Below are 17060 nucleotides of genomic sequence, written 5' to 3' on the forward strand. Positions count from 1 at the left end.
ACGCGGAGCGTCCATGGCGGCATTCCCACGCAGAGCATGGGAACGATCAGCGTCTGTTAACCTTGTGCAAAACCCAATCCGAGAGGACCCATGGCCCTTCCCAGCCGCCATTCACTCTTCCCATTCCTCACATGGTTACCCAGGCAAACCCGCGCCAGCGTCGGTCGTGACCTGATCGTCGGCCTCAGTGGCGCGATTCTCGCGTTGCCGCAATCCATCGCCTACGCACTGATTGCCGGCCTCCCACCGGAATACGGCTTGTATGCGGCGATCATCCCGGTGTTGATCGCTTGTCTGTGGGGCTCGTCGTGGCATTTGATCTGCGGTCCGACGGCGGCCATTTCCATCGTCCTGTACGCCAGCGTCAGTCCCCTGGCCATTCCTGCGACGCAGGACTACGTCACCGTGATCCTGTTGCTGACCCTTCTGGCAGGGATTTTCCAGTGGCTGCTGGGGTTGCTGCGCTTTGGTGCGCTGGTCAATTTCGTCTCTCATTCGGTGGTGCTTGGCTTCACCCTCGGCGCGGCGGTGGTCATTGCCGTTGGCCAGTTGCCCAACTTGCTGGGGCTGGAGCTGCCCAGCCAGGCCACCGCACTGGACAGTTTCATCACACTGACCACACACCTGGGTGAAGTGGATAAACCTTCGCTCATTCTCGGATTGGCCACCGTGGCGGTCGGGCTGATCCTCAAGCTGTGCTTGCCGCGCTGGCCGACGCTGTTGATTACCCTGGTGCTGGCTGCCGTGATGGTCTGGCTTTGGCCCTCCATGTTCGGTCACGTAAAACTGGTGAGCGCCTTCACCGGTAAGCTACCGCCTTTTAGCCCATTGCCGTTGGACCTCGACCTGATCCTGCGCCTGCTGCCCAGTGCCGTGGCGGTCGGAATGCTCGGGCTGGTCACCAGCCTGTCGATTGCCCGTTCGCTGTCGGCGCGCTCGCAACAGTTGCTCGACGCCAATCAGGAAGTCCGCGCCCAAGGCTTGTCCAATATTGTCGGCGCGTTTTTTTCCGGATCGCTGTCGGCCGGCTCCTTCACCCGTTCAGGCCTGAGCTACGAAGCGGGGGCCTGTTCGCCGTTGGCGGGAGTCTTTTCGGCTTTGTGGGTAGCGTTGTTCGCCGTCTTCGGTGCCAGTCTGATCGCACACATTCCCATCCCGGCCATGGCCGGCAGTATTTTGCTGATCGCCTGGGGCCTGGTGGACCATCGTGGCATTCGTGCGTTGCTACGGGTCAGCCGCGCCGAGTTCGTGGTCATGGGCCTGACCTGTGTCGCCACGCTGCTGCTGGAACTGCAGACAGCGATCTATGCCGGGGTGCTGGCATCGCTGTTCTTTTACCTCAAGCGCACCTCGCAACCACGGGTGCAGCATTTGCGTGACGGCGATGAAGACATTCTGCGGGTCGGCGGCTCGATCTTCTTCGGCGCCAGCCACTACCTGCAAGTTCGCCTGCAACGAATGCAGGGTGCACGCGTGGTGATCGAGGCGCAGCAGATCAACTTCATCGACTATTCAGGGGTTGAGATGCTGCATCAGGAAGCACGGCGGTTACTGCGCCAGGACCGCAGCCTGACCCTGCGCCGGGCTCGGCCGCAGGTGGTGGATGAATTGAGGAAGCTGGAAGGGGCAGAGAAATGCCCGATCCGGTTTGAAGACTGAAACAACCTAATACGTGTAGGAGCGAGCCTGCTCGCGATGGACGTCAACGATAACGCGTGCATTCAGGATGCATGCGTTGTCCTTGGGTTCTTCGCGAGCAGGCTCGCTCCTACAGGGGGTCTTACTCAGCCAGTTGCCGACGAAGTTCGGCCAGCACCGGCGCCGTATCCGGACGCACGCCGCGCCACAGGAAGAAGGCTTCCGCCGCCTGCTCGGCCAACATCCCCAGCCCATCCATCGACACCGCCGCGCCATGCTCGCTGGCCCAACGGCAAAACGAGGTCGGCTCCTTGCCGTACATCATGTCGTAGCACACCGTCTTGCCCGGTTCGATCAGGCTGGTGGCAATCGGCGGAACATCGCCCGACAGACTCGCGGACGTCGCATTGATGATCAGGTCTACCGACTCTTGAAGCCAGTCATAACCACTGGCCGATACCGGGCCCAGATCGCAGAACAGTTCGGCCAGCAACTCGGCCTTGTCCACCGTACGGTTGGCGATGACCACCGACGCCGGCTGCTCAGCCAACAACGGCTCCAGCGCACCGCGCACTGCGCCGCCGGCACCGAGCAGCAGGATGCGCTTGCCCTTGAGGCTGAACCCGGCATTGACCGTCAGGTCCCGTACCAGGCCAGCACCGTCGGTGTTATCGCCCAGCAAACTGCCATCTTCCAGCTTGCTCAGTGTGTTTACCGCGCCGGCCCGCTGTGCCCGCGCCGTGAGTTTGTCGGCCAGGCGATAAGCCTCTTCCTTGAACGGTACTGTCACATTCGCGCCACGGCCTTCGAGGAAAAACGCCCGGGCACAGCTCGAAAAATCATCGAGGGGCGCCAGTGAAGTGCTGTAGTCGAGTTTCTGCCCGGTCTGCTCGGCGAACAGACGATGAATCAACGGCGATTTGCTATGGCCAATCGGGTTACCGAATACGACGTAACGGTCCATCTGGATTCCTCGTTCAGGCCTTGGCCAACCAATCGCGATCTTGCAGGAAATACTCAGTCAGGCGTGCTTCTTCGCTGCCAGGCTCGGCTTTCCAGTCGTAACCCCAGCGGACTTGCGGCGGCAGCGACATGAGAATCGACTCGGTGCGACCGCCCGATTGCAGCCCGAACAAGGTGCCACGGTCGTAGACCAGGTTGAATTCGACGTAACGCCCACGACGGTACTCCTGGAACTCCCGCTGCTTGGCGGAATAGGCGTCGTTTTTGCGGCGCTGCACGATTGGCAGGTACGCCTCGATGTAGGCGTCACCGATAGCACGCATGAACGCGAAGCTGGTGTCGAAATCCCACTCATTCAGGTCATCGAAAAACAAGCCGCCGATTCCCCGCGGTTCGTGGCGATGCTTGATGTAGAAGTAGCTGTCGCACCAGGCCTTGTAACGCGGGTAGACGTCCGCACCGAACGGCGCACAGGCCTGTTCGGCGACGCGGTGCCAGTGCACGCAATCTTCTTCATTCCCGTAGTACGGTGTCAGGTCGAAGCCGCCGCCAAACCACCAGACCGGCTCTTCACCTTCTTTTTCGGCGATGAAAAACCGCACGTTGGCATGGGAAGTCGGTACATGTGGGTTGTGCGGGTGGATCACCAGCGACACACCCAGGGCCTCGAAACCGCGTCCGGCCAGTTCCGGCCGGTGGGCACTGGCCGACGGTGGCAAACCGCTGCCGAAAACGTGGGAAAAGTTGACGCCGCCCTTTTCGATGACCGCGCCATTTTCGACCACGCGGGTGCGTCCGCCACCGCCGGCAGGCCGGGTCCAGGCGTCTTCGACGAAGCGCGTGCCGCCGTCTTCGGCCTCCAGGGCAGCGCAAATACGGTCTTGCAGATCGAGCAGGTAGGCTTTTACGGCCTCGGTGCGGGTAGTCATGGCATCACCTTGGATCGGGCAAAGCTACGCGGCGCTCCACAGGAGCCAGCCTGCGCAAATGGGCGCGTAGCATACCACCGCCGAAGCGCTCGTCGCAGTTGACGCAGATCACGCTTCGCAGTCCCATAGGGCGCTTGGTAAAATAATCTCAGGAGAGTGCAGATGGCAAAGCGTATCCAGTTCCGTGCCCACGGTGGCCCCGAAGTGCTTGAGTATGTCGATTATCAGCCCTCCGAGCCCGGCCCGCAGCAGGTTCGCGTGACCAACAAGGCCATAGGCCTGAACTTCATCGACACCTATTACCGCAGCGGCCTCTATCCGCCACCGGCCCTGCCATCGGGTGTCGGTTCGGAAGGCGCGGGCGTTGTCGAAGCGGTCGGTAGCGAAGTGACCCGATTCAAAGTCGGCGATCGCGTAGCTTACGGCAGCGGCCCGTTGGGTGCCTACAGCGAGGTCCACGTCTTGCCCGAGGCCAACCTGGTACACCTTCCGGACGCCATCAGCTTCGAGCAGGCCGCGGGTGTGATGCTCAAGGGCCTGACCGTGCAGTACTTGCTGCGCCAGACCTATGAACTCAAGGGTGGCGAGACCATCCTGTTCCACGCCGCTGCCGGTGGCGTCGGTTCCCTGGCCTGCCAATGGGCCAAGGCCTTGGGCGTCAAGTTGATCGGCACCGTGAGCTCGGCGCAGAAAGCCGCGCTGGCCAAGGCCAATGGTGCCTGGGCGACCATCGACTACAGCCATGAAAACGTCGCGCAACGCGTACTGGAATTGACTGACGGCAAAAAGGTCCCGGTGGTGTACGACGGCGTCGGCAAGGACACTTGGCTGACCTCTCTCGACTGCGCGGCGCCCCGTGGGCTGGTCGTGAGCTTCGGCAATGCGTCCGGGGCGGTGGACGGGGTGAACCTGGGGATTCTGGCGGGGAAAGGCTCGTTGTACGTCACTCGGCCGACGCTGGCGACCTACGCCAATAACGCGGAAAACCTGCAGCGTATGGCCGATGAGCTGTTCGAGATGATCATCAGCGGTAAAGTGAAAGTGGATATCAGCCAGCGTTATCCACTGGCGGACGCAGCGAAGGCGCAGACCGAGTTGTCCGCGCGGCGTACGACCGGATCGGTAATTTTATTGCCTTGAAGGCCTCTTCGCGAGCAAGCCCGCTCCCACATTGGATCTTCAGTGACCACAGAATTGGTGTTCGACACTAATCAAATGTGGGAGCGGGCTTGCTCGCGAATGGGTCACCTCGGTCTTAATCGGGGCGCACAACATGCCCGGTCGCCAGATCCCGGATAACACTCGGGTTCTTGCGCCCACCCAGGTTCCCACCCAACACCAGATCAACCTGACCACGGAAATACTGCTCCACGCGAATCCGCGTGCGCGCTGCCGGCCGGCCCTGGGGGTTGGCGGACGTCGACACCAACGGCCCGACCAGTGCGCACAATTCCCGCACCTGCGGGTGATCGCTGACCCGCAGCGCCACCGTTTCATGCACGCCGGTAATCCACTGCGGCAGCATGTTCTGATGCGGCACCAACCAGGTGTTCGGCCCCGGCCAGGTGCTGGCCATGCGATCCATCCACAGCTCGGGAAAGTCGTCAAAGAGGAAGTCGAACTGGCGGATATTGTCGGCCACCAGTATCAGGCCCTTGTCCACGGACCGCCCCTTGATCAGCAGCAAACGATCCACTGCCTCTTCATCCCACGGGTCGCAACCCAGACCCCAGACAGCTTCGGTTGGGTAGGCAATCACCGCCCCTGCGCGAATTGCTCGTGCGGCTTGCTGCACACGCCAACTGTTGACCATGAAAAATTCTCCAGAATAAGGCTCTGCGCAGTTTACCGATCTTCCTCGTAAAACCTAGCTTACCCGCGCAAACCAGCGCCCGTTTTCGCAGACTGCGCGGCCGTCCATTTCCAGCTCCGTCAACGTCGCCAGGACCTTGGGCAAGGTCCAACCGCTGGCATCGGCCAGTGCTTCACTGGTGTGGGGGGCAGCGTGGAGCAGTACAAGTAGCGGATGACTCGTTACGGTCGCGAGTGTTTCTGTTGAAAACGGTAGCTGCTGCCAGCCGCGCAAGGCTTCGAGGATATGCTCTATGGTCTCCACCAGCACGGCGCCGTCGCGGATCAACTGATGGCAGCCGCGAGCACCGGGATGATGAATCGACCCTGGAATCGCATACACCTCGCGCCCCTGTTCCGCCGCCAGCCTGGCCGTGATCAATGAACCACTGGCAACACTGGCTTCGACGACCAGCACGCCGAGGGACAAACCGCTGATGATCCGGTTGCGTCGGGGGAAGTTGCTGGCGCTCGGAGCGGCGTCCAGCGGAAACTCCGAGAGCACCGCGCTGCCCGATGCGATCATTGCGTCCGCCAGGCGCCGATTGCGCTGTGGATAAAAATTTTCGAGTCCCGTGCCAAGTACCCCGACCGTTCGCCCGCCAACATCCAGTGCCGCCTGGTGCGCGGCTGCATCGATCCCCAGGGCCAGCCCGCTGGTGATGACAAACCCGGCACCCGCCAGGCTGCGAGAAAACGCGGCTGCGGTGTCCATGCCTGGCCGTGAAGCACGACGACTGCCGACCATCGCTAACTGCGGTTTTTCCAGGATCTGCGGATCGCCCGCCACGAACAACAACGGTGGCGCGTCGCTGATTTGCGCCAGCAGCGCCGGGTAGTCGGGCTGGTCCCACATCAGTAAATGCTGGTCCTGACGCTCTATCCAGGCCAATGCGTGGCTGGCGCCGTCACGAATTTCAGGGGAGCGCCGGGCCTCGCCACACACCTGCGGCAAGCCCAACGCTCGCCACGCACTGGCGGGTGCACTGATGGCTTTGGACGCCGAACCGAAGGCTTCCAGCAATTTCCGGAAACGCGCCGGACCAAGTTCCGGTAACCGGTGCAGACGTAAACGGGCTTCCAGTTCCGCAGGGGAAACCGATGAAACAGCGGGTATCGACATGGATCATCCTTGATCGTTATGAGCCCCATCGAAATGGGAATAAGCTGTGGATAACTCTGTTGGTAACTTGTGAAGTCCGCTAAGGATTCTGCACCTTGTCCAGCACCGCCAAAGAACGCGAGGCCTTCAGCACCAGTCCATAGCTGAGCTTGTCGTAGGTGCGAAAAACCATCAGAAGACCAGCGCGTTCATCCGGAATTTTCAATGGCTGGCCGGTGATCCGGTCACGCACGGTTTCGCCGGTTTTCATCACTACCAGGACATTCCCTTCGGCCAGGCCGTCGCGTTTCCCCTTGTTCAAGGTGACTACGTCCAGCGCACCGATCTGCGTGACCCCGCGTGGTACATCGATGATCAGGCCATTGACCTGGGTGTCGGGAGCGCTCGGCATGAACGTCGAATTGATCGAACGTTCTTCGCCGCTGAACAGGCGATCGCCGAGGCGCACCTCCTGGGTGGTGCGTTGCAGCACCAGCGTCGCGACGTCACCTTCAGTGGCGACGATCTCGCCACCGCCTATGTCATCGGCGTTGATGCCCAGGAATTCCTGGGTCTGCGGATCGGTGTAGACCTTGCCCTGACGAAAAATGCCGTACACCGGTTGAGCCGGGTCGATGAGGCCGCGGGCGAAGATACGGTCGCCGGTGCCGCTGAGTACGCGTTCGGCATCACCGGCAACGATATAAGGCGCCTTGTCGAAATCCTCGGCGTTGTCGACGATGCGGTTACTCAGCAAAAAGCTGTTGATCGATTTCAGCGGGATGCTCGGTATGGCGTCGGCCACCGGGCTGCTGCGCACCCGTGGCGAAAGCTTAATGGTGCCTCGCGAGGTGCCGCGGTTGAGGCTCAGTCGTGGTTGGCCGTTGACGTAGACCAGCGATAGCGTGTCCCCGGGGTAGATGAGATTCGGGTTTTCAACCTGTGGATTGACCTGCCAGAGTTGCGGCCACTGCCAGGGCTCACGCAGGTACTTACCCGATATGTCCCAAAGTGTGTCGCCCGCAGCGACGGTGTACTGCTGTGGAAAACCCTCCCGAAGTTGCACTTGCCCGTGCGCAAAACCTGCCGAGGCCAGAAGGAGCAGGGCGAGTAGTGATTTCCTCATGCGATGAATCCCTTTATTATGTACGTTCGCGTAAAACGCCAGAGCCCTCGGTGGCTCGCTCCCCGCTTGCTTATGAAAAGAAGGGAGCTACGTTTTACAACGGTAGCCTGCATCTTCTCCGGAGCAGCCAGGCCATCGACCCGACTTTACTTCACACGTGCAGTAATCAAAGCTTATGGCCATTTTAAACATCCTCGAATTCCCTGACCCGCGCCTGCGTACGATCGCCAAGACAGTGACCGTAGTGGACGACGAAGTGCGTCAGCTGGTCGATGATATGTTTGAAACAATGTATGAAGCGCCAGGCATCGGCCTCGCCGCGACCCAGGTCAACGTGCACAAACGTATCGTCGTGATGGACCTCTCCGAAGACCGCACCGAACCACGGGTGTTCATCAACCCCGAGTTCGAGCCCCTGACCGACGAGATGGAGCAATACCAGGAAGGCTGCCTCTCGGTGCCGGGTTTCTACGAAAACGTCGATCGCCCGCAAAAGGTCAAGGTCAAGGCCCTGGACCGCGATGGCCAGCCATACGAACTGATCGCCGAAGGCCTGCTCGCCGTTTGCATCCAGCACGAATGCGACCACCTCAACGGCAAATTGTTCGTCGACTACCTGTCCACGCTCAAACGTGACCGTATCAAGAAGAAACTGGAAAAACTTCACCGCCAGAATGCTTGATGCCCCTCTTCAAAGGCTTGCTGCGGCAAGCCTTTTTCTTTTCAAGATGCTTTGTAATCGAGAGCTTTCATGACTGAGCCACTGCGCATTGTCTTTGCCGGCACCCCGGATTTCGCCGCCGAACACCTCAAGGCCCTGCTCGACAGCCCTTACGAGATCGTTGCGGTCTACACCCAGCCGGATCGTCCGGCGGGTCGCGGGCAAAAGCTGATGCCGAGCCCGGTCAAGCAACTCGCCCTTGAAAACAATATTGCGGTGTTACAACCCCCGACCTTGCGCAATGCCGACGCCCAGGCCGAATTGGCCGCACTGAAGCCGGACTTGATGGTGGTGGTTGCCTACGGCCTGATCCTGCCGCAGGTGGTGCTGGATATTCCGCGCCTGGGTTGCATCAATAGCCACGCGTCCCTGCTGCCTCGCTGGCGCGGTGCGGCGCCGATCCAGCGTGCCGTCGAAGCCGGTGACAGCGAAAGCGGCGTGACGGTAATGCGCATGGAAGCCGGCCTCGACACCGGGCCGATGCTGCTAAAAGTCATCACGCCGATCAGCGCCCAGGATACCGGTGGCAGCCTGCACGACCGTCTGGCCGAAATGGGTCCGCCCGCCGTGCTCCAGGCGATTGCCGGCCTCGCCGCCGGTACGCTGGAAGGTGAAGTGCAGGACGACAGCCTGGCCACCTACGCACACAAATTGAACAAGGATGAGGCGCGCATCGACTGGACGCGGCCAGCAGTTGAGCTGGAGCGTCTGGTTCGCGCTTTCAATCCTTGGCCAATCACCCACAGCACACTGAACGGCGAAGCGTTGAAAGTGCTGGCGGCGAACGTGGCCGAAGGGCAGGGCACAGCGGGGGAAGTTCTTGCTGCCAGCAAAGACGGGCTGATCGTTGCCTGCGGTCAGCAGGCCCTGTGCCTGACCCGCCTGCAATTGCCCGGTGGCAAGGCGCTGAACTTCAGTGACCTGTTCAACAGCCGTCGAGAGAAATTCGCCATCGGCACCGTCCTCGGTCAAGCGGTGGACGCTCAATGAACCCGCGTTTGGCCGCCGCCAAGGCACTCGCCGCTGTCCTGAGCGGCAAAGCTTCCCTCAACAGTTCATTGCCGACACAACTGGACAAAGTCGAAGACCGTGATCGCGGTTTCACTCAGGATCTGGCGTTTGGCACCGCTCGCTGGCAGCCGCGCTTATCCGCGCTGGCGGCCAAGCTGCTGCAGAAACCGTTCAAGGCTGCCGACGCCGATGTTGAGGCGCTCTTGCTAGTGGGCCTCTACCAACTGCTCTACACCCGAGTCCCTCCCCACGCCGCGATCGGCGAAACCGTGGGTTGCGCCGACAAGCTGAAAAAACCCTGGGCCAAGGCCTTGCTCAATGCCGTACTGCGCCGCGCGCAACGGGAAAGCGAAACCCTGCTGACCGAGCTGGAACACGACCCGGTAGTGCGCACCGCCCACCCGCGCTGGCTGCAAAAATCGCTCAAAGCCTTCTGGCCCGAGCAATGGGAAGCCATTTGCACGGCGAACAACGCGCACCCGCCCATGATTCTGCGGGTCAACCGCCGCCATCACAGCCGTGATGCCTACCTTGGCCTGCTCAGTGAAGCGGGTATCGCCGCCAATGCATGCGTTTACAGCCGCGATGGCATCATCCTCGATGCAGCCGCCGACGTGCGCAGCCTGCCGGGCTTCGCCGAAGGCTGGATAAGCGTGCAGGACGAAGCGGCACAACTGGCTGCCGATTTGCTGGACCTGGCGCCGGGCCAACGCGTGCTCGACGCTTGCTGTGCACCCGGCGGCAAGACCTGCCATATCCTCGAAGCCGAACCCAAGCTGGCCGGCGTCGTCGCCGTGGACCTTGAAGCCAAACGCCTGGTGCGGGTGCGCGAGAACCTCGAACGCCTGAAATTGAGCGCCGAACTGATCGCCGCCGACGGCCGCGACACCGCCACCTGGTGGGACGGCAAGCCCTTCCAGCGCATCCTCCTCGATGCACCGTGCTCGGCCACCGGCGTGATTCGCCGTCACCCGGACATCAAGCTGACTCGCCAGCCCGATGACATCGCTGCGCTGGCGTTGCTGCAAGGTGAATTGCTGGACGCCCTGTGGATGACGCTGGAAGTCGGCGGCATCCTGCTCTATGCCACCTGTTCCACGCTGCCGACCGAAAACACCGAAGTGATCGAGGCCTTCCTCGCTCGCACCCCGGGCGCCCGCGAACTGGACCTGGCCACGACGGCCGGGATCAAGCAACTCCATGGTCGGCAATTGCTCGCCCAGGAAGGTGGTCACGACGGGTTCTACTACGCCAAGCTGATCAAGATCGCCGCCGCACGCGGCTAAACGGATTCAACGGAGTGACTGGATGAAAATCATCATCCTCGGAGCGGGGCAGGTCGGCGGTTCGCTGGCGGAGCACCTGGCAAGCGAAGCGAATGACATTACCGTGGTCGACACCGATGGCGAACGCCTGCGTGACCTCGGCGACCGACTGGACATCCGTACGGTACAAGGCCGCGGTTCGCTGCCCAGTATTCTGCGCCAGGCTGGCGCCGATGATGCCGACATGCTGGTCGCCGTGACCAGCAGCGATGAAACCAATATGGTGGCCTGCCAGGTTGCCCATACCCTTTTCCATACACCGACCAAGATCGCCCGCGTGCGTGAAGCGGCGTACCTGACCCGCAACGAATTGTTCGACAACGAAGCGATCCCGGTGGATGTGCTGATCAGCCCCGAGCAGGTGGTCACCAACTACATCAAGCGCCTGATCCAGCATCCGGGCGCCTTGCAGGTGATCGACTTCGCCGAGGGCAAGGCGCAGTTGGTTGCGGTGCGGGCCTATTACGGCGGGCCGCTGGTAGGTCAGCAACTGCGCCAGCTGCGTGAACACATGCCGAATGTCGAAACCCGCGTGGCCGCCATTTTCCGTCGCGACCGACCGATCCTGCCCCAGGGCGATACGGTGATCGAAGCGGACGACGAAGTGTTTTTCATCGCCGCTCGGGCGAACATTCGCGCGGTCATGAGTGAAATGCGCCGTCTCGACGAGACCTACAAGCGCATCGTCATCGCCGGTGGCGGGCAAATCGGCGAACGCCTGGCCGAAGCCATTGAAAGCCGTTACCAAGTGAAGATCATCGAGATGAATCCGGCACGCTGCCGACACCTCTCGGACACCCTCGACAGCACCGTGGTGTTGCAGGGCAGCGCTTCGGACCGTGACCTGCTGCTGGAAGAGAACATCGCCGACGCGGACATCTTCCTGGCCCTGACCAACGACGACGAGGCCAACATCATGTCGTCGCTGCTGGCCAAGCGCTTGGGCGCTAAGAAGGTGATGACCATCATCAATAACCCGGCCTACGTCGACCTGATCCAGGGCGGCGACATCGACATCGCCATCAGCCCGCAACTGGCGACCATCGGCACCTTGCTGGCGCACGTGCGTCGCGGCGATATCGTCAGCGTGCACTCATTGCGTCGCGGCGCTGCGGAAGCCATCGAGGCGATTGCGCACGGCGACGCGAAATCGAGCAAGGTGATCGGCAAGGCCATCGAAAACATCGGCTTGCCACCGGGCACGACGATTGGCGCGATTATTCGTGATGAAGAGGTCATTATCGCGCACGATGACACCGTGATCGCCGCCGGCGACCATGTGATCCTGTTCCTTGTGGATAAAAAGCATATTCGCGATGTGGAAAAGCTGTTCCACGTTGGACTCAGCTTCTTCTGACGATCATTCCCACGCTCTCTGTGGGAATACAGCCCGGGACGCTCCGCGTCCCAAAGCGGACGCAGAGCGTCCATTGAGGCGTTCCCACGTAGAGCGTGGGAACGATCATAAGAGGTGTCACCCATGATCGAATCCCTGGAAAAAATGCTCGCCAAGGGTGTGGATAACTCGTTACTGCGCTTCGGCCTGGGCAAGGGTTACCTGGATCTTGGGGAAAACGCCAAGGCCGTCGAGCATTTCCAGCGCTGCGTCGAGATCGATCCGAAGTACTCGGCCGCCTGGAAACTGTTAGGCAAGGCTCATCTGGCGCTGGCGGATGTCGCGGCTGCGCGACAAGCCTGGGAGAAAGGCCTGGAAGCCGCCCGAAACCACGGCGACAAACAGGCCGAAAAAGAAATGACTGTGTTTCTGAAGAAACTCGACCGTCAGGCGCACTGACTGCAGACAGCCCAAGCCATCCGGTTCAGTACCAGCGTTCTTCACCCGCAGGACGCTTCTTGAAGCGCTTCATGCTCCACATGTATTGGCTCGGATACGCCCGCACATAGCGCTCGACGACCTGGCTCATGGCTGCGCAAGAAGTGGCGGTATCGGTGCTGTACATGGCCTCGGGCGCGGCTTCCAGGATCACCTTGTAGCCCGAACCGTCCGGCAACCGCAGGGCATGCAGGAACACGCCCACCGCTTTGCCACCGGCGAGCATGTTCGGCACAAACTTGCTGGTCAGCGCCTGTACGGCGAAGAACGGCACGAAGATCCCCGCGGATTCGGCCGGTTCCGGGTCGGCTGGAATACCCACCGCACCACCTCTGCGCACTTCCTTGATCACACTGAGGATGCCTTCCTTGGTGGAAGCGGCCACCTTGTTGCCCAGTTGAACCCGTTGCTTTTGCAGCAACTCATCCACCGCCTTCAATTTTGGCGGGCGATAGAAAATGATCGGTTTGCACTGGCTGCAGTAGAAATGGTTGAGCACTTCCCAGTTGCCCAGGTGACTGGTGATGCCCACCACGCCTTTGCCGGAGGCGAGGGCGTCTTTCAATACGTCGAGGCCTTCCACCTCGCGAACCAGGTCGATGGAGCGCTGGGCCGGCCAGATCCAGGCACAGGCGCTTTCAGTCAGGGACTTGCCAATGTCCCGCAAGCTCTGGCCCACCAGGCGCTCACGCTCGGCGGGGTCCATATCGGGAAAGCACTTGGACAGATTGATCCGCACCACATCGCGGGAACGGTTCGGGGTTTTCCACATGACCCAGCCTATCGCCGAGCCCACGGCTTGAACGGCCCGCCACGGAAGCAGGGCAAACAGCCGCAGAGCGCCTACCAGCAAGGCGCCTTTCAACTTATCCACAGGTCACTCCTGATCTTGTGCTGTGCGCGAGGCGGCCATTCTAACCGCCGTTGACCAGCATCGCGTAGCGATCGCAATCGCGGGTGTGGTCCATGACCATGCCCGATGCCTGCATCAGTGCGTAGCAAATGGTCGGGCCAACGAAGGTGAACCCGGCCTTTTTCAAGCCTTTGCTCATCTCCACTGCCTCGGGTGTGATCGCCGGCACTTCGCTGCGATCCTTGAAATGATTGATCTTCGGCACACCGCCGACAAAGGACCAGAGAAACGCCACCGGATCCTCCAGTGCCATCCAGGCCTGGGCATTGCGTCGGGCCGCGTTGAGCTTGAGGCGATTGCGGATGATCCCCGGGTCGAGCATCAGTTCATCGATTTCCGCGTCGCTCATCTGCGCCACGCGCTGGACGTCGAAGCCGTACATCACCCGGCGATAATGCTCGCGCTTGCGCAGCACAGTGATCCAGGAAAGGCCGGCCTGGAACCCTTCGAGCAAAAGCAACTCGAACAATGCCTGCGCATCGCGTAGCGGCGTGCCCCACTCCTGATCGTGATAAGCCATGTACAGCGGATCTTCGGTACACCAAAAGCAGCGTGGCATAGGGCTCCAGGGGGCGTGCGCAGCAACGAATCGGGTATACTCCCGCTCTTTAAATCGCAGCCCAAGAAACAGGTGAATTTCGTGAGCCAGCCTACGCCAGCCGTGCGTACCTTCCAAGACTTGATCCTCGCCCTCCAGCAATACTGGGCCGAGCAAGGTTGTGTGGTACTTCAGCCCTACGATATGGAAGTAGGCGCCGGCACTTTCCACACCGCTACATTCCTGCGCGCCATTGGCCCGGAAACCTGGAACGCCGCTTATGTACAGCCAAGTCGTCGCCCGACTGACGGCCGCTACGGCGAAAACCCGAACCGTCTGCAGCACTACTACCAGTTCCAGGTGGTGCTCAAGCCGAACCCGGACAACTTCCAGGAACTGTATCTGGGCTCCCTCAAGCACGTGGGCCTGGACCCATTGGTGCATGACATTCGGTTTGTCGAAGACAACTGGGAATCGCCGACCCTCGGCGCCTGGGGTCTGGGCTGGGAAGTCTGGCTCAATGGCATGGAAGTGACCCAGTTCACCTACTTCCAGCAAGCGGGCGGCATCGAATGCTACCCGGTAACCGGCGAGATCACTTACGGCCTCGAGCGCCTGGCCATGTACCTGCAAGGCGTGGATTCGGTCTACGACCTGGTCTGGGCTGACGGTCCGTTCGGCAAAGTGACCTACGGCGACGTGTTCCACCAGAACGAAGTGGAGCAGTCGACCTACAACTTTGAACACGCCAACGTCGAGAAGCTGTTCGAATTGTTCGATTTCTACGAAAGCGAAGCCAAGCGCCTGATCGAACTCGACCAGCCGCTGCCGTTGCCAAGCTACGAAATGGTGTTGAAGGCGTCCCACACCTTCAACCTGCTGGATGCGCGCCGGGCGATTTCCGTGACTGCGCGTCAGCAATACATCCTGCGTGTTCGCACCCTGGCGCGTTCCGTTGCGCAAGCCTACCTGCTGGCTCGCGCCAAGCTGGGCTTCCCGATGGCGACCCCGGACCTGCGTGACGAAGTACTGGCCAAGCTGGAGGCTGCACAATGAGTGCTCTGGATTTTCTGGTTGAATTGGGCACTGAAGAACTGCCACCCAAGGCCCTGAACACCCTGGCCGAGGCATTCCTTGCCGGTATCGACAAGGGCCTGCAAGCTGCCGGCCTGAACTACGAGACCAAAACCGTATACGCCGCGCCACGCCGTCTGGCGGTGCTGATCACCTCGCTGGCCACCCAGCAGCCGGATCGCAGCATCAACCTCGATGGCCCGCCACGCCAGGCCGCGTTCGATGCCGAAGGCAACCCGACTCAAGCGGCACTGGGCTTTGCCAAGAAATGTGGGGTCGACCTGAGCGAAATCGATCAGAGCGGTCCGAAACTGCGTTACAGCCAGAGCATTGCCGGCAAGCCGACCGCGAGCCTGCTGCCAACCATCGTCGAAGATTCGCTGAACGACCTGCCAATCCCTAAACGCATGCGTTGGGGTGCGCGCAAGGAAGAATTCGTGCGTCCGACCCAATGGCTGGTGATGCTGCTCGGGGACCAGGTCATCGATTGCACCATCCTTGCCCAGAAGTCTGGCCGCGATTCCCGTGGTCACCGCTTCCACCATCCAGAAAGCGTGCGCATCGGTTCGCCGTCCAGCTACCTGGCCGACCTGCGTGCCGCTTACGTGCTGGCCGACGCCAACGAGCGTCGCGACATCATCAGCAAGCGCACCGAAGAGCTGGCCACCCGCCAGGAAGGCACGGCAATCGTTCCACCAGCCTTGCTCGATGAAGTGACCGCGCTGGTCGAGTGGCCGGTGCCGCTGGTGTGCTCGTTCGAGGAGCGTTTCCTCGACGTGCCGCAAGAAGCGCTGATCACCACCATGCAGGATAACCAGAAGTACTTCTGCCTGCTGGATGCTGAAGGCAAGTTGCTGCCACGTTTCATTACCGTGGCCAACATCGAAAGCAAAGACCCGCAGCAGATCATCGCCGGTAACGAAAAAGTGGTTCGCCCACGCCTGACTGACGCCGAGTTCTTCTTCAAGCAAGACAAGAAGCAGAAGCTCGAAGAATTCAACCAGCGTCTGCAGAACGTGGTGTTCCAGGAAAAACTCGGCAGCGTCTACGACAAGGCCGAGCGCGTTTCCAAGCTCGCCGCCTACATCGCTGCGCGCATCGGCGGCAACGCTTCGTGGGCCGCTCGTGCAGGCTTGCTGTCGAAATGCGACCTGGCCACCGAAATGGTCGGCGAGTTCCCGGAGATGCAAGGTGTCGCCGGCTACTACTACGCCCTCAATGACGGCGAGCCGGAAGATGTCGCCCTGGCACTGAACGAGCAATACATGCCGCGCGGTGCCGGTGCCGAATTGCCTGCCACCCTGACCGGTGCGGCCGTGGCCATCGCCGACAAGCTCGACACCCTCGTGGGGATTTTCGGGATCGGCATGCTGCCGACCGGTAGCAAAGACCCCTATGCCCTGCGCCGTGCCGCACTGGGCGTGCTGCGTATCCTGATCGAGAAACAACTGGATCTGGACCTGAACGACGCCGTGGCTTTCGCCGTGAATGCGTTCGGTTCCAAGGTCAAGGCTGCCGGCCTCAACGATGCCGTACTGGAATTCATCTTCGACCGTCTGCGTGCTCGTTATGAGGATGAAGGCGTCGATGTGGCCACCTACCTGTCGGTTCGTGCCTTGAACCCGGGCTCGGCCCTGGACTTCGACCAGCGCGTGCAAGCGGTGCAGGCTTTCCGCAAGTTGCCGGAAGCGGCGGCCCTGGCGGCGGTGAACAAGCGCGTATCGAACTTGCTGAGCAAGGTCGAAGGCTCGGTGCCGACCGTGGTGGAAGCCAAGTACTTCGACAATGCCAACGAGTTCTCCCTGTACTCGGCGATCCAGCAGGCTGACCAGGCTGTCCAGCCTATGGCCGCGGCACGTCAGTACAGTGAATCGCTGGCTCGCCTGGCTGCATTGCGCGAGCCGGTGGATGCGTTCTTCGAAGCGGTGATGGTCAATGCGGAAGACGCCAATGTGCGCGCCAACCGTTATGCACTGCTGGCGCGCTTGCGTGGCTTGTTCCTCGGCGTCGCCGATATTTCGTTGCTGGGGTAAGA

16 protein-coding genes are annotated in these 17060 nt (G+C 61.1%); 9 read left to right on the forward strand and 7 right to left on the reverse strand.

Translation table 11 applies throughout. From position 1 onward, the window contains the following. Positions 1-90 precede the first annotated feature (90 nt). Complete coding sequence (locus AC1Q8Q_RS09445) at positions 91-1659, forward strand: SulP family inorganic anion transporter (RefSeq protein ID WP_033045433.1); 1569 nt, start codon at positions 91-93, stop codon at positions 1657-1659. A 121-nt stretch (positions 1660-1780) separates the two neighbouring features. Here the strand turns inward: AC1Q8Q_RS09445 and aroE are convergent, their stop codons facing one another. Beyond that, positions 1781-2602 carry a shikimate dehydrogenase gene (aroE, locus tag AC1Q8Q_RS09450; RefSeq protein ID WP_033045432.1) on the reverse strand — a complete coding sequence of 274 codons (822 nt, stop codon included), beginning with the start codon at positions 2600-2602 and terminating at the stop codon, positions 1781-1783. 13 nt (positions 2603-2615) lie between these two features. Continuing rightward, positions 2616-3530 (reverse strand): oxygen-dependent coproporphyrinogen oxidase, encoded by a 915-nt coding sequence (gene hemF / locus AC1Q8Q_RS09455; protein ID WP_168757029.1) that lies wholly within the window; start codon positions 3528-3530, stop codon positions 2616-2618. 162 nt (positions 3531-3692) lie between these two features. Here hemF and AC1Q8Q_RS09460 point away from each other — a divergent pair, with 162 nt between their 5' ends. After that, positions 3693-4670, forward strand: coding sequence for an NADPH:quinone reductase (locus tag AC1Q8Q_RS09460; RefSeq protein ID WP_020798006.1), 978 nt, complete (start codon positions 3693-3695; stop codon positions 4668-4670). Between the two features lie 115 nt (positions 4671-4785). Here the strand turns inward: AC1Q8Q_RS09460 and tsaC are convergent, their stop codons facing one another. The 3 genes from tsaC to AC1Q8Q_RS09475 all read right to left on the reverse strand — a co-directional run bounded on the left by tsaC (position 4786) and on the right by AC1Q8Q_RS09475 (position 7609). Further along, positions 4786-5343 carry an L-threonylcarbamoyladenylate synthase type 1 TsaC gene (gene tsaC / locus AC1Q8Q_RS09465; protein ID WP_020798005.1) on the reverse strand — a complete coding sequence of 186 codons (558 nt, stop codon included), beginning with the start codon at positions 5341-5343 and terminating at the stop codon, positions 4786-4788. Between the two features lie 54 nt (positions 5344-5397). Further along, positions 5398-6504, reverse strand: a complete 1107-nt coding sequence (dprA, locus tag AC1Q8Q_RS09470; protein WP_020798004.1) for a DNA-processing protein DprA — start codon at positions 6502-6504, stop codon at positions 5398-5400. Positions 6505-6583: 79 nt separating this feature from the next. Further along, positions 6584-7609: a LysM peptidoglycan-binding domain-containing protein gene (locus tag AC1Q8Q_RS09475; RefSeq protein WP_168757027.1), complete on the reverse strand. Its 1026-nt coding sequence runs from the start codon at positions 7607-7609 to the stop codon at positions 6584-6586. Positions 7610-7784: 175 nt separating this feature from the next. Between AC1Q8Q_RS09475 and def the strand changes: the two genes are divergently transcribed. From def to AC1Q8Q_RS09500, 5 genes are all read left to right on the forward strand, one after another. After that, the gene (def, locus tag AC1Q8Q_RS09480; protein WP_008064647.1) at positions 7785-8291 is read left to right on the forward strand and encodes a peptide deformylase; all 507 of its coding nucleotides are present in this window, start codon (positions 7785-7787) and stop codon (positions 8289-8291) included. Positions 8292-8360: 69 nt separating this feature from the next. Further along, positions 8361-9320 carry a methionyl-tRNA formyltransferase gene (fmt, locus tag AC1Q8Q_RS09485; protein WP_492614993.1) on the forward strand — a complete coding sequence of 320 codons (960 nt, stop codon included), beginning with the start codon at positions 8361-8363 and terminating at the stop codon, positions 9318-9320. Next, positions 9317-10627: a 16S rRNA (cytosine(967)-C(5))-methyltransferase RsmB gene (rsmB, locus tag AC1Q8Q_RS09490; RefSeq protein ID WP_020798001.1), complete on the forward strand. Its 1311-nt coding sequence runs from the start codon at positions 9317-9319 to the stop codon at positions 10625-10627. The genes fmt and rsmB overlap by 4 nt, the downstream gene beginning before the upstream one ends. Before the next feature lie 22 nt (positions 10628-10649). Then, a complete protein-coding gene (trkA, locus tag AC1Q8Q_RS09495; RefSeq protein ID WP_020798000.1) occupies positions 10650-12023 on the forward strand; it encodes a Trk system potassium transporter TrkA in 1374 nt (457 codons plus the stop codon). Positions 12024-12146: 123 nt separating this feature from the next. Beyond that, positions 12147-12461, forward strand: coding sequence for a tetratricopeptide repeat protein (locus tag AC1Q8Q_RS09500; RefSeq protein WP_020797999.1), 315 nt, complete (start codon positions 12147-12149; stop codon positions 12459-12461). Between the two features lie 25 nt (positions 12462-12486). Here AC1Q8Q_RS09500 and AC1Q8Q_RS09505 read toward each other — a convergent pair whose 3' ends face one another. After that, positions 12487-13374 (reverse strand): lysophospholipid acyltransferase, encoded by an 888-nt coding sequence (locus AC1Q8Q_RS09505; protein WP_020797998.1) that lies wholly within the window; start codon positions 13372-13374, stop codon positions 12487-12489. Positions 13375-13414: 40 nt separating this feature from the next. Next, positions 13415-13972, reverse strand: coding sequence for a DNA-3-methyladenine glycosylase I (gene tag, locus AC1Q8Q_RS09510; protein WP_033045429.1), 558 nt, complete (start codon positions 13970-13972; stop codon positions 13415-13417). Positions 13973-14053: 81 nt separating this feature from the next. Between tag and glyQ the strand changes: the two genes are divergently transcribed. Together glyQ and glyS are read left to right on the forward strand one after the other, a co-directional pair. Next, positions 14054-15007 (forward strand): glycine--tRNA ligase subunit alpha, encoded by a 954-nt coding sequence (gene glyQ, locus AC1Q8Q_RS09515; RefSeq protein WP_003213601.1) that lies wholly within the window; start codon positions 14054-14056, stop codon positions 15005-15007. Continuing rightward, the gene (glyS, locus tag AC1Q8Q_RS09520) at positions 15004-17058 is read left to right on the forward strand and encodes a glycine--tRNA ligase subunit beta (RefSeq protein WP_020797996.1); all 2055 of its coding nucleotides are present in this window, start codon (positions 15004-15006) and stop codon (positions 17056-17058) included. The genes glyQ and glyS overlap by 4 nt, the downstream gene beginning before the upstream one ends. The last annotated feature ends 2 nt before the right edge of the window (positions 17059-17060 follow it).

The sequence above is a fragment of the Pseudomonas sp. GW823-FHT06B06 genome (assembly GCF_058795195.1).